Annotated in this window: 9 protein-coding genes; 1 reads left to right on the forward strand and 8 read right to left on the reverse strand. The window is 71.0% G+C overall.

Annotated features, from left to right (window positions below; translation table 11 throughout):
* Positions 1-68: 68 nt before the first annotated feature.
* The 3 genes from AB0E78_RS04740 to proB all read right to left on the reverse strand — a co-directional run bounded on the left by AB0E78_RS04740 (position 69) and on the right by proB (position 3235).
* Entirely contained in the window at positions 69-1379 is a 1311-nt protein-coding gene (locus AB0E78_RS04740; protein ID WP_361828218.1) for a glutamate-5-semialdehyde dehydrogenase, read from the reverse strand.
* A gap of 74 nt (positions 1380-1453) precedes the next feature.
* A complete protein-coding gene (locus AB0E78_RS04745) occupies positions 1454-1936 on the reverse strand; it encodes a hypothetical protein (RefSeq protein WP_361828221.1) in 483 nt (160 codons plus the stop codon).
* Between the two features lie 171 nt (positions 1937-2107).
* Positions 2108-3235, reverse strand: coding sequence for a glutamate 5-kinase (gene proB / locus AB0E78_RS04750; RefSeq protein ID WP_361828223.1), 1128 nt, complete (start codon positions 3233-3235; stop codon positions 2108-2110).
* 283 nt (positions 3236-3518) lie between these two features.
* Here proB and AB0E78_RS04755 point away from each other — a divergent pair, with 283 nt between their 5' ends.
* The gene (locus AB0E78_RS04755; RefSeq protein ID WP_361828226.1) at positions 3519-5609 is read left to right on the forward strand and encodes a hypothetical protein; all 2091 of its coding nucleotides are present in this window, start codon (positions 3519-3521) and stop codon (positions 5607-5609) included.
* 130 nt (positions 5610-5739) lie between these two features.
* On the opposite strand, the gene obgE is transcribed toward AB0E78_RS04755, so the two are convergent.
* The 5 genes from obgE to AB0E78_RS04780 all read right to left on the reverse strand — a co-directional run bounded on the left by obgE (position 5740) and on the right by AB0E78_RS04780 (position 13495).
* Positions 5740-7179 carry a GTPase ObgE gene (obgE, locus tag AB0E78_RS04760; RefSeq protein ID WP_361828229.1) on the reverse strand — a complete coding sequence of 480 codons (1440 nt, stop codon included), beginning with the start codon at positions 7177-7179 and terminating at the stop codon, positions 5740-5742.
* A 134-nt stretch (positions 7180-7313) separates the two neighbouring features.
* Positions 7314-7568, reverse strand: a complete 255-nt coding sequence (rpmA, locus tag AB0E78_RS04765; RefSeq protein WP_160505003.1) for a 50S ribosomal protein L27 — start codon at positions 7566-7568, stop codon at positions 7314-7316.
* A gap of 11 nt (positions 7569-7579) precedes the next feature.
* Positions 7580-7900, reverse strand: a complete 321-nt coding sequence (rplU, locus tag AB0E78_RS04770) for a 50S ribosomal protein L21 (protein WP_361828232.1) — start codon at positions 7898-7900, stop codon at positions 7580-7582.
* Positions 7901-8064: 164 nt separating this feature from the next.
* Positions 8065-9414 carry a phospholipase D-like domain-containing protein gene (locus AB0E78_RS04775; protein WP_361828235.1) on the reverse strand — a complete coding sequence of 450 codons (1350 nt, stop codon included), beginning with the start codon at positions 9412-9414 and terminating at the stop codon, positions 8065-8067.
* A 181-nt stretch (positions 9415-9595) separates the two neighbouring features.
* A complete protein-coding gene (locus tag AB0E78_RS04780) occupies positions 9596-13495 on the reverse strand; it encodes an Rne/Rng family ribonuclease (protein WP_361828238.1) in 3900 nt (1299 codons plus the stop codon).
* Between the last annotated feature and the right edge of the window lie 27 nt (positions 13496-13522).

Raw genomic sequence — 13522 nt, forward strand, 5'->3', positions numbered from 1 at the left:
TAGCCCCGGAAGGGGCAATCTGGGCAGACGGTAAGGGAATTAGGCCGCCGCTCTCCGACTCCGCGGCCTCAGCGGGTGTGGCCGTCGCCGGTGACGATGTACTTCGTCGACGTCAGCTCGGGAAGCCCCATCGGGCCCCGGGCGTGCAGCTTCTGCGTGGAGATGCCGATCTCGGCGCCGAAGCCGAACTGGCTGCCGTCCGTGAAGCGCGTGGAGGCGTTCACGGCTACCGTGGTGGAATCCACGAGCTGGGTGAAGCGGCGCGCTGCACGCTGCGAGGTGGTGACGATCGCCTCGGTGTGACCGGAGGTCCACAGGCGGATGTGCTCGACGGCCTGCTCCAGGGAGTCGACGATGCCCGCCGCGATGTCGTACGACAGGTACTCGGTCTCCCAGTCCTCCGTGGTCGCGGGCACGACGGTGGCCTTGGACCCGCCTGTGCCCTCTACGTACCCGATGACCCGCTCGTCGGCGTGCACGGTGACCCCGGCCTCGGCGAGGGCGTCCAGGGCGCGCGGCAGGAAGGCGTCGGCGATGTCCGCGTGCACCAGGAGCGTCTCGGCGGCGTTGCAGACGCTGGGGCGCTGGGCCTTGGAGTTGATGAGGATGTCGACGGCCATGTCGATGTCGGCCTCGGCGTCCACGTAGACGTGGCAGTTGCCGGTGCCGGTCTCGATGACCGGGACGGTGGACTCCTCGACGACGGTCTTGATCAGCGAGGCGCCGCCGCGCGGGATGAGGACGTCGACGAGGCCGCGGGCGCGCATCAGCTCGCGTACGGAGTCGCGGTTCTCGCCCGGCACGAGCTGGACGGCGTCGGCGGGCAGGCCGGCCCCGTGGACGGCGTCGCGAAGGACCCGGGCGAGCGCGGTGTTCGATTCGTACGCCGACGACGAGCCCCGCAGGAGGACCGCGTTGCCGGACTTCAGGCAGAGGGCGGCGGCGTCCACGGTGACGTTCGGGCGGGCTTCATAGATGATCCCGACGACGCCCAGCGGGACGCGGACCTGGCGCAGGTCGATGCCGTTCGGCAGGGTCGAGCCGCGGACGACCTCGCCGACGGGGTCGGGCAGGCCCGCCACCTCGCGCACGTCGGCGGCGATGGCGCGGACCCGCTCCGGGGTGAGCGTCAGACGGTCGACGATGGACTCGCTCGTCCCCGCCTCGCGGGCACGGGCGGTGTCCTTGCCGTTCGCCTCGATGATCTCGGCGGTGCGCACCTCAAGGGCGTCGGCGATCGCCAGGAGCGCGTCATCCTTGGCGGCACGCGGCAGCGGCGCGAGCGTCGCGGCGGCGCCACGGGCGCGGTAGGCGGCCTGGGCGACGGGCGAGAGGTTGTCGTACGGCAGGCCCGAGAACGGAGGGGTGAGGGACGTCATGCCCGCAGCGTAATAGGCGGCGGCCGGGGTCCACCCGCTGTTTCAGCAGCCGAGACCACCGTGCTCACGACGGCTCAAAAAGGGTGCACGCCCACCGGGGTCGCCGGGAGCGGACCGTACCCCTCCGCGATGCGCTGGTGGTACGTGTCGCGGTCGATGACCTCGAGCCCCACGATCTCCCAGGGCGGGAGCTGCGCGCTCTGCCGGTGCTCGCCCCAGAGCCGGAGCGCGACGGCGGCCGCGTCGTGCAGGTCGCGGGCCTCTTCCCAGTACCGGATCTCCGCGTGGTCGGGCGCATACCTGCTGGTCAGCAGAAAGGGGTGGTCGTGAGCGAGCTGTTCGAGGCCACGCCTGACCTCTTTCAGCGGGGCTTCGCTCCCCGAGACACTCAGGGTGACGTGCCACAGACGGGGCGCGTCCACCGTCTCGCCCTCCTGACTCTCGTCCGTCTCGCCCGCCGCTTGCGTGTCACCGGTGTACGTCGCCCCCGCGGCAACGCTGGTCAGGGACCGCTCGGCCGGCGCGCGGGACGGAGCCCCCGGGCGCACTCGTCTCACGACGGCCTCCTCTACGCAATGGTGGTGCGGATACGCAATGGTCGTGCGGAAGTGTCTGGAACAAAGTTGAGCAGGCCAAGCGCCTCCGCGGGGCGGTTTTGGGGAGTTTCACCTCGCAGGGGCCGGTCGTCGCACGGCGTTCGCGGCTGTTTTCGGCCGGGGCGCGCGGAGCTAGTCGTGCAGCAGCGCCAGGTCGTCCCGGTGCACCACTTCCCGTTCGTACGCCGGTCCGAGCTCCCGCGCGAGATCCCGCGTGGAACGGCCGAGGAGCTGCGGGAGCTCCTTGGCGTCGAAGTTCACCAGACCGCGCGCCACGGCCCGCCCCGCGGTGTCCCGCAGCTCGACCGGGTCGCCCGCGGCGAAGTCGCCCTCGACCGCCGCGATGCCGGCGGGCAGCAGCGATTTGCGCCCCTCGACGACCGCGCGCACCGCCCCTTCGTCGAGCGTGAGCGCGCCTTGCGGCTCGGAGGCGTGCTGGAGCCAGAGGAGCCGGTCGCCGGTGCGGCGGCCCGTGCGGTGGAAGTACGTGCCGGTGTCGCGGCCCGCGAGGGCGTCGGCGGCCTGGCTCGCGGAGGTCAGGACCACCGGGATCCCGGCCGCCGCGGCGATCCGCGCGGCCTCGACCTTGGTGACCATGCCGCCGGTGCCGACGCCCGCCTTGCCCGCGCTGCCGATCTGGACGTGCGCTATGTCGGCGGGGCCCGTCACCTCGGAGATCCGGGAGGTGCCGGGCTTGGCCGGGTCGCCGTCGTAGAGGCCGTCCACGTCGGAGAGCAGGACGAGGAGGTCGGCGTGGACGAGGTGGGCGACGAGGGCGGCCAGCCGGTCGTTGTCACCGAAGCGGATCTCGTCCGTCGCCACCGTGTCGTTCTCGTTCACGACGGGCAGCGCGCCCATCGCCAGGAGCTGGTCGAGGGTGCGGGAGGCGTTGCGGTGGTGGGCACGCCGTGCCATGTCGTCGGAGGTCAGGAGCACCTGCCCGACGCGTACGCCGTAGCGCGCGAAGGAAGCGGTGTAGCGGGCCACCAGAAGCCCCTGGCCGACGCTGGCGGCCGCCTGCTGCCTCGCCAGGTCCTTGGGGCGCCTGCGCAGGCCCAGCGGCGAGAGCCCGGCGGCGATGGCACCGGACGAGACGAGCACGACCTCGCGCTCGCCGCCGCTGCGGCTCTTGGCCAGCACGTCGACGAGGGCGTCGACGCGGTCCGCGTCCAGGCCCCCGGACGCGGTGGTCAGGGACGAGGACCCGACCTTGACGACGATCCTGTGGGCCTCTGCGATGCCCTGCCTTGCCCCAGCCACGTGCTTCCCCAATGATCCCGAAGATCCCGATCCCTGCCGGATCCCTGCCGGACCAGCAATCTACGCGAGTGAGCACGTGGTCCGCCCATCCATTTCGAGGGACGGACCGAAGACTCCCCCGAGGTGATTCCTCGCCCGATGGTTCAGTACCTTTGCCCCTTTATCCGGTGATTGTCGTCACGGAAGATTGCTACAGGACCACCGCACGTCATACGGTCAGTGGTCGACTTCCCTGCCTTCCCCCCATCACCCCCATCCGATCCCCCGCCAGGAGCCCAAGCCCGTGCCCTCTGCCGGACTCGCACCCCGCCGCATCGTGCAGCTCACCGCGCTGTTCGCGATGTTCGCGCTCTTCACGGCCCAGCTCGTCAGCGCGCTGGTCCCGTACGTACCGGTGTTCATCGCCGCATCGGCGGCGAACCTCGCGCTCGACGTCTATCTGCAGTACAAGCAGCCGGGGCTCCTCTCCCTCCTTGGCAAGATCCGGTTCGATGTCACCGTCAGGCAGCTCCTGCGCGACATGCTGATCCTGGTCGGCCTGCTGCGCATCGACGGCATCGAGCCGCTCGCCGAGCAGTCGCCGCTGACCATCTCGCTGCTTGCCTTCTACTTCCTGCACTTCGGCTGCCAGGCCACCGCCATACTGGTGCGCCGCCGCCGCCAGCTGCCGATCGTCACGCGCAACATCGACACGTCCGCGCTGCACCTGACCAAGGCCCCGCCGCGGATCCTCTCGCGCCGCCAGGCCCACCGCCTGCTCACGTTCTCGATCCCCGCCACGGCAGGCCTGATGGCCACCGCGGGCACCACGGACGCGTACTGGGGCGGCATCGGCCTCGGCATCTCCATCGCCCTGATGGGCCTCGGCGCGATCTACCTCGCCACGTGGCTGCTGCCCAAGAAGCGTGCGAAGAACGACGAGAAGGTCATGGAGTGGCTGGACAACTGGCTGGCCGAGTACCAGCCGTCCGTCGCCATGTACTTCTCCGGCGGCGCCACGTCCGCGTACCAGGCGAACATGTGGCTCTCCACGCTCTCCAAGCTCGACGGCAAGCCGCTGATCGTGCTGCGTGAGCGGTTCATGGTGCAGAAGATCGACGCGACGGACGTCCCGATCATCTGCTTCCCGAAGGTCGCGACGATGTTCTCCCTGGAGACCTCGACGCTGAAGATGATGCTGCACCCGGCGAACGCCGCGAAGACCTCGCAGGTCCTGCGCATCCCGACGATCAAGCACGCCTTCATCAACCACGGCGAGAGCGACAAGCTGTCCTCCTGCAACCCGTACGCGAAGGCGTACGACGAGGTGTGGGTGGCGGGCCCCGCGGCGCGCGACCGCTACCAGGCCGCCGACGTCGGCGTGGACGACAAGGACGTGGTCGAGGTCGGCCGCCCCCAGCTGTCCCCGATCCTGCGGTCCACGGGCGCCCCCACGGGCCCGTTCACGACCGTGCTGTACGCCCCCACCTGGGAGGGCTGGGACGGCAACCCCGGCAACACGTCGGTGACCCTCGCGGGCGAGAACATCGTCCGGCACCTCCTCGCCGACCCCGGCGTCCGGCTCATCTACAAGCCGCACCCGATGACCGGTTCGCAGGACCCGCGCGCGGGCGCCGCCAACGAGCGCATCAAGACGATGATCCGCGAGGCCGCCGTCAAGCGTTCGGGCGAGCGTCCCGGCCAGGATGCCCTGGCCGAACTGTCGCGCCGCACCGCCGAGCTGGACCAGCTGACCTCGACGGCGTTCCGCAAGAGCGTGGACGAGATGGAGCGCATGATGCTCCAGGGCACGCCGGACGGCGACCAGCAGACGGCCGTCGCCGAGGCGACGGCGGCCTGGGAGGCCGCGTACTGGGCGTCGTTCCCCGAGTGGGAGCACCAGATCATCACCACCGCGCGCCCCGCGATCTTCTCCTGCTTCAACCAGGCGGACCTGCTGATCAGCGACGTCTCCTCGGTCGTCTCCGACTGGCTGACGAGCGAGAAGCCGTACGCGGTCGCCAACACGTCCGGCATGTCCGAGGCGGACTTCCGCGCGGGCTTCCCGACGGTGAGCGCGGCTACGATCCTCTCCCCGACCGCCGACGGCGTCCCGGCCCTCCTGGAGGCCGTCCGCTCCCCGGAGAAGGACACCCACGCCGAGGCCCGCGCGGCCCTCAAGGAGCACCTCCTGGGCCCCTCGGACCCGCCCTCGCTGGTCCGCTTCAACGCGGCGGCCCTCGCGCTCTCGGCCAAGGCCGACGAACGCCGCATCCGCATGGCCACCCGCATCGACGCGGAAATCCCCGGCCAGCGCGCGGCCGAGGACGCGGCAGAAGAAATGGAGTCCGACCCGGCCGAACAGAACGGCGCAGAGGACTCGGTCACTGCATAAAGCCCCGTAAGGGGCGCGGGGAACTGCGCGACAAGCCCCACGCACCCGCACGGCGTACGAACAAGAGAAGGCCCCCGGAGCCGAAGCTCCGGGGGCCTTCTCAGTACTGCACTGCTCTGGGCGCCCCCGCCTAGAACGGCTCGAAGTCGTCGTACGCCTTCTCCGCCTCGTCCCGCTCGCTGTCCCGCTCCCGGCGACGCTGAGCCGCGGGACGGGGCTCCTCCAGGCGGTGGTCCTCGCCGCGGCGGCCCAGCATCTCCGCACCGGCCATCACCGAGGGCTCCCAGTCGAAGACGACCGCGTTCTCCTCGGGGCCGATGGCGACGCCGTCGCCGCTGCCCGCGCCCGCCTTCATGAGCGCGTCCTCGACGCCGAGGCGGTTGAGACGGTCCGCGAGGTAGCCGACGGCCTCGTCGTTGTTGAAGTCCGTCTGACGGACCCAGCGCTCCGGCTTCTCGCCGCGCACGCGGTAGATGCCGTCGTCGCCGAGCTTGACGGTGAAGCCCGCGTCGTCCACGGCCTTGGGACGGATGACGACGCGGGTCGCCTCTTCCTTCGGCTTCGCGGCACGCGCGGCGCCCACTACCTCGGCGAGCGCGAAGGACAGCTCCTTGAGGCCCTTGTGCGCCACGGCCGACACCTCGAAGACGCGGTAGCCGCGGGCCTCCAGGTCGGGCCGGACGAGGTCCGCGAGGTCCTGTCCGTCCGGTACGTCGATCTTGTTGAGGACGACGACGCGCGGACGGTTCTCCAGGCCCGCGCCGTACTCCCGCAGCTCGTCCTCGATGATGTCGAGGTCGGAGACGGGGTCGCGGTCGGACTCCAGCGTCGCCGTGTCCAGGACGTGCACCAGGACGCTGCAGCGCTCGACGTGCCGCAGGAACTCCAGGCCGAGGCCCTTGCCCTGGCTCGCGCCCGGGATCAGACCGGGCACGTCGGCGATGGTGTAGACGGTCGAACCGGCCGTCACCACACCGAGGTTGGGGACGAGCGTCGTGAAGGGGTAGTCCGCGATCTTCGGCTTGGCGGCGCTGAGAACCGAGATCAGCGAGGACTTGCCCGCACTCGGGTAGCCGACGAGCGCGACGTCCGCGACGGTCTTGAGCTCCAGGACGACGTCGCCGGCATCGCCCGGCTCACCGAGCAGCGCGAAGCCGGGCGCCTTGCGGCGGGCCGAGGCGAGCGCCGCGTTGCCGAGGCCGCCACGGCCGCCCTGCGAGGCGACGTAGGTCGTGCCCTGGCCGACGAGGTCGGCGAGGACGTTGCCCTGCTTGTCGAGGATGACGGTGCCGTCCGGCACGGGCAGGACGAGGTCCTGGCCGTCCTTGCCGGAGCGGTTGTCACCGGCGCCGGGGGCGCCGTTGGTGGCCTTGCGGTGCGGGGAGTGGTGGTAGTCGAGCAGCGTCGTGACCGACTGGTCGACCACCAGGATCACGTCACCGCCACGGCCGCCGTTGCCGCCGTCGGGGCCGCCGAGCGGCTTGAACTTCTCACGGTGGACGGAGGCACAGCCGTGGCCTCCGGCACCCGCGGCGACGTGCAGCTCGACGCGGTCCACGAAGGTGGTCATGGGATGTGCCTCCAGAAACTTACGGGATGTCAGGGGCGAAATGCCCCTAGGTGTAACACGCGAAGGGCGGACCCGCTTCCCGACAGGGAAGTGAGGTCCGCCCTCGCGAAGAACCTGTTCTACGGAAGCCTGATTCAGGCGACCGGAACGATGTTCACGACCTTGCGGCCGCGGTGGGTGCCGAACTCGACCGCACCGGCAGCCAGCGCGAACAGCGTGTCGTCCTTGCCACGGCCGACGCTCGAGCCGGGGTGGAAGTGGGTGCCACGCTGGCGGACCAGGATCTCACCGGCGTTGACGGTCTGACCGCCGAAGCGCTTCACGCCGAGCCGCTGAGCATTGGAGTCGCGCCCGTTCCGAGTGGACGATGCGCCCTTCTTGTGTGCCATGTCTCAGTCCCTTACTTCGCAGCCGTGGGGATACCGGTGACCTTGATCGCCGTGTACTGCTGGCGGTGACCCTGGCGACGGCGGTAGCCGGTCTTGTTCTTGTACCGAAGGATGTCGATCTTGACGCCCTTGTGGTGGTCCACGACCTCGGCCGTGACCTTGATGCCGGCAAGCACCCACGGGTCGCTGGTGACGGCTTCGCCGTCGACAACGAGCAGGGTCGAGAGCTCGACCGTGTCGCCAACCTTGGCGGTGGGAATCTTGTCAACCTCAACGATGTCGTCGACAGCAACCTTGTGCTGGCGACCACCGCTGCGCACGATGGCGTACACGCGGAACTCTCTCTCGCTCGGAACGGGACCCCCGCAGTCCAGCCGGCCGTTTGCACGGTCGGCCTCTCCCGGGCGCCAGGCGCCGGAAGGAAATTAGGTTTACAGGGGTTGAGCGTGTCTATTGACACGCCGACGCTCAAGATTACGGGGCTGGGCCACAAGGGTCAAACCGGCTTCTCACCGTCCGGCGGCAGCGGCTTGACGCCCTTGCACAGATCGGTGCTGTCGGCCTTGCCCGGCCAGGCGATGGTCCGCATCCGGTCGAAGTGACCGCGGTACGCGTCGTGCACCGAGTCGTCGTCGACCTTCACGATCGCCTCGTCGTTCTCGCGCAGCGCGGGCGCCGTGTAGTTCTGCGACCCGGTGAAGGAGATCTTGTTCGGCTTCCCGTCGTACATGCCGTCGATGAGCAGGTACTTCGAGTGGATGATGTAGGGCGTCACGAGCTTGGTGCCGGGGTGCAGCGGGTCCCGGTCGTCGTTGAAGCAGCGCAGGGTCGGGCCGCCGGGCTTGTGCAGCGCCTCCCAGGTGCCGGGGGTGCCGCCCTGGCTCTTGGCGCTGTCGGTCTCGGCGTAGACGATGCTGACCGTGCAGCCCGCCTTCTTGAGCGAGACGAGCTTGTCGGCGATCTGCTTCCGGGTGATCTTGAAGATCGAGGCGCGGACGTTCGTGTGCCGGGCCACCCCGGCCGCGTCCCTGTAGTTGCACTGCACGTTGTTCAGGACCGAGTACATGGTGTCGGTCTCGTTGACCGTGCCGGAGCGCGGGAAGAAGTACGCCTTGTAGAGGCCGTCGCTCACCGTGCGGTAGTCCCAGTTCCGCCAGTCCTTGCGCGTCATGTCCGCGAAGTAGTCGGCGTACGCCTGGTACATCGTCGGGTTGTTCGGGAGCTGCAGCGCGTCGTTGTAGAACTTCGTGTGCGCGGAGGGCGTCGAGTTCGACGTGGTCTGCACGACGACATCCCTGGCGCCCTCGACCTGCGAGAACAGCCAGAACTTGTTGTGCATGATCGACTTGCCGTACCTGGGGTCGCCCAGGCAGGACTTGCCCGTCGGGCAGAGCGTCACGAAGGACGACTTGCTCTTGTCGGTACCCAGCTCCGCCGCGAGCCTGCTGTACGAGGTGTTCGTCGGGCGGTCACTCCTGCTGGTCTCGTCCAGGACCATCTGTACGTGCACACCGCGCTGCTTGGCCTGCACGAGCGCGTCGACGACCGAGGCCTCCCACACGTGGTAGACGGCGACCTTGATGGTCGAGCCGGGCACCGCGGCGTTCGTCAGCTCGATGAGCCGCGTCCGGATCGCGTACTGCTGCTCGGGAGTGCCCAGCGGATCGTTGAAGATCGGCGCCTCCACCAGGGGCGGCTCCCCGTCGGCCGCCGCCGTCCCCACGGCGCTCACGGACTGGATGCCCGCCGCCGACAGGACCGTGGCCAGCGCGACGGCCTGCCGGCCGCCCTTGATCTCTTTTGCGGCACGGTGACGACCCGTGCCTCTCAGGCGACCGTGCGCCATCGTCCATCCCCTCCCTGACACGAACGGGGCGTCTCCCCAGACACCACGCCCGTGTGCTCCTTCACCAACCGCATGAGTTTTACAGGTACTTCACCGCGTTCCAACCGCCGGATGCCCCCGGCATGGAGAAATCACCATGCCGGGGGCATCCGGTCATATGTACGGACTACAAAGAAGGAGGTCAGCCCTCTTCGGCCGCGGAAGCCTTGACACCGGCCGGTGCCTGCTCCGCCGCGGCGGTCTTCTTCGTCGTCTTCGACGCCTTCTTGGCCGTCGTCTTCTTTGCGGCCGTCTTCTTGGCCGCGGTCTTCTTGGCGGCCGCCTTCTTCGCGGGCGCCTTCTTGACGGCGGTCTTACGCGCCGTCTTCTTGGCCGGAGCGGCTTCCTCGGCGGGAGCCTCGGCGTCCGCGTCGGCCTTCTCAGGGGCCTGAGCGGCCTTCTCGGCCGACGGGACGACCAGGACGGCCGCATCCTCCGACGCGGTCGGCGCGGTCGCCTTGCGGACCGCACGGCGGCGCGGACGGGCCGGGGCTGCGTCGGCTGTGTCGGAGGAGGCCACCGGCTCGGCAGCGACCGGCTCTGCGACGGGCTCCGCCTTGGGCGTCTCGGCGACGATCATCTCGGCGGCTTCCGGCTCGGCGGTCCGGTCCGTCTTCGGCGAGCCGGCGGGCGACGTCGCCTTGCGGGTCGCACGACGGCGCGTGCGCCCCTTGGGGGCCGCGTCGTCCGCGGGCGCCTCGTGGGCCACCTCGACGACCGGGTCCTCGGCGGCGGCGGGGGTCTCGACGACCGGGGCCTCGGCCACCGGGGCCTCGACCTCAGGAGCCTCGGCCCTGGCAGAGCGGGACCTGCCCCGCTTCTCCGCCTTGGGCGCGGCCTCCTCCTTGGGAGCCGGCTCCGCCTTGGGGGCGCCGGCCGGAGCCGAGGCCCGACGGGTCGCCCTGCGGCGCGAACGGCCACCGCGGGACGCCGCGGCCTCGGCCTCGGAGGCGCTGCTGTACAGCTCCTCGTCCGGCACGAACTCGGGCTCGGGAAGCGCCACCGGGGCGGCCGCCTCCGCGGCGACCTCGGCCTCGGTCTCGAACTCGGTCTCGACCTCGTCCGTGATGTCGAGCGCCTCGTGGTCGTGCTCGTGCGTGTGCTCCTGGCCCTGCTCCGAGCCGCCGCGACCGCGCTTCTTGCGCTTGCCGCCGCCACCGGCGGAGGTCGGCTGCTCCATGTGCACGATGACACCGCGGCCGTTGCAGTGGACGCAGGTCTCGGAGAAGGACTCCAGGAGGCCCTGGCCGACGCGCTTGCGGGTCATCTGCACGAGACCCAGCGAGGTGACCTCGGCGACCTGGTGCTTCGTACGGTCGCGGCCCAGGCACTCCAGGAGGCGCCGCAGCACCAGGTCCCGGTTCTGCTCCAGGACCATGTCGATGAAGTCGATGACGACGATGCCGCCGAGGTCACGCAGCCGCAGCTGACGCACGATCTCCTCGGCCGCCTCCAGGTTGTTCTTCGTGACGGTCTCTTCGAGGTTGCCGCCCTGGCCGGTGAACTTCCCGGTGTTGACGTCGACGACGATCATCGCCTCGGTCTTGTCGATCACCAGCGAGCCGCCGCTGGGCAGCCAGACCTTGCGGTCCAGGGCCTTCATCAGCTGCTCGTCGATGCGGTACGTCGCGAAGACGTCGACCTCGGAGGTCCAGCGCTGGAGGCGGTCGGCCAGGTCGGGGGCGACGTGCGAGACGTATCCGTGGATGGTCTCCCAGGCGTCCTCGCCGCTGACGATGACCTTCGAGAAGTCCTCGTTGAAGATGTCGCGGACGACACGGACGGTCATGTCCGGCTCGCCGTAGAGCAGCGTCGGCGCGGCGCCGCCGTTCTTCGCCTTCTTCTGGATCTCTTCCCACTGCTGCTGCAGACGCTCGACGTCACGGCGCAGCTCGTCCTCGCTCGCGCCCTCGGCGGCGGTGCGCACGATGACGCCCGCGTCCTCGGGGACGATCTTCTTGAGGATGGTCTTCAGACGCGCGCGCTCGGTGTCGGGCAGCTTGCGGCTGATGCCGGTCATCGAGCCCTCGGGCACGTAGACCAGGTAGCGGCCGGGCAGCGAGACCTGGCTGGTGAGGCGGGCGCCCTTGTGGCCGATCGGGTCCTTCGTGACCTGCACGAGGACCGACTGTCCTGACTTGAGGGCCGACTCGATGCGGCGGGGGCCGTTGGCCATCCCGAGCGCCTCGAAGTTGACCTCACCGGCGTACAGGACCGCGTTGCGGCCCTTGCCGATGTCGATGAAGGCGGCCTCCATGGACGGCAGCACGTTCTGGACCTTGCCCAGGTAGACGTTGCCGACGTACGAGGTGGCCTGCTCCTTGTTGACGTAGTGCTCGACGAGCACGTTGTCCTCGAGGACGCCGATCTGGGTGCGCTCGCCGTTCTGGCGGACGACCATCACGCGCTCGACGGCCTCGCGGCGGGCCAGGAACTCGGCCTCGGTGATGATCGGGACGCGGCGGCGGCCCTGCTCGCGGCCCTCGCGGCGGCGCTGCTTCTTGGCCTCCAGGCGGGTCGAGCCCTTGATGGACGTGACCTCGTCGACGCCGGTGCCGAGCTCGCGCTCTTCCTTCTTGCGCGGCTCACGGACCTTGACGACCGTACGCTCCGGGTCGCCGTCCACGGTGCTCTCGGCCTCACCGGAGTCACCGGCGCGACGGCGGCGGCGACGACGGCGACGGCTGCTGCTCGAGCCGGAGCCCGAGCCGTTGTCGTCGGCGTCCTCGTCGCCCTGCTCGGCCGCGTCGGCGGACTGGCCCCGCTCTGCGGCGGCGTCCGTGTCGGACTCGTTGTCGGAGTCCTGCTGGTCACCGGAGTCGTCGGCGGACTCACCACGGCGGCGGCGACGGCCACCACGACGGCGACGGCGGCCGTGACGCTCACCGGAGTCGTCCGACTCGTCTGTGTCGTGGCTGTCGCGGCTGTCGTTGCTGTCGACGTCCTCGGCGGTGTCCTCGGCCTCCTCGGCTTCGGGGACCTCTGCCTCGGCGGGCTGCGGAGCGGCCTTGGCCGGCTCACGCTCGGCGGCGGGCTGCTCGTCGGAGGCACGGCCGCGGCGACGGCGCCGGCGCGGGCCCGTCTCCTCCTCCACCACGGGGGTGGCGGCCACGGGCTCGACCTCGGCCTCGACCTCTTCGGCGGGCTCGTCGGCCGCTTCGGCCGCGGCAGCGGCGGCAGCGCTCTCCGGAGTCTGGAACATCGGCGCGGCGAACACCGGCGCCTGGAAGACGGCGACGGCGGGGCGCGGCTTGCGCCCGGAGTCCTCGTCGGAGTCACCGCCGCGCGCCTTGCGGGCCCGCGTCGGGGCGGGCGCCGAGAATCCGGCGGCGGCCTTGCGGGTGGCACGGCGGGGACGGCGGCCGGTGGGCGCGTCCTCTTCGGCGGGTTCCGCTTCGGGGGTCTGCTTGGCCGCGGCAGGCGCGGTGTCCGCCTTCGGCTCGGCGGCGGGGGCCTGCTCGGCGGCCTGCGTCTCGGCGGCGGGCGCGGACGAGCCACGGGTCGCGCGGCGGCGGGCACGGCGCGGAGCGGCATCGCCGGACTCCGGCTGCGCCTCGGGCGCGGCTTCGGCGGCGGGCTCCTGCACGGCGGGCTCGGCGACCACCGGCGTCTCGGGGGCGGCCTCGGCGGCCTGCGGCGCACCGGCGGGCGCGGAGGCGCGGCGGGTGGCACGGCGGCGGCGCGGCGCGGGAGCGGTCTCTTCGGGCTCGGCCTCGGCCGGGGCGGGCTCGGCGGCCGGCGCCTCGGCGGGCGTCTCGGCACCCTGCGGCGCACCGGCCGGAGCCGAGGCACGGCGGGTGGCACGGCGGCGGCGCGGCGCGGGAGCGGCTTCCTCGGCCGCTGCGGGCTCCGGGGCCACGGCCGCTGCGGGCTCGGCGGCGGGGGTGGCCGGTATGGCCGGCGCTGTGCCCTCGCTGCCCTCGGTGGCCCCCACGGGCGGGCCCGCGGGGCGCGACGCCGCACGGCGCCTGCGGCGCGGCGGCAAGGTGTCGCTGGGTGTGTTGTTGTCCGAGCCCTCGGTGGGTTCGTTCGGCTCATGCATGCGGGCGGTTCTCCCGTCACGCTCCCG

It is taken from the genome of Streptomyces sp. NPDC032198 (assembly GCF_040636975.1).
GTDB lineage: Bacteria > Actinomycetota > Actinomycetes > Streptomycetales > Streptomycetaceae > Streptomyces.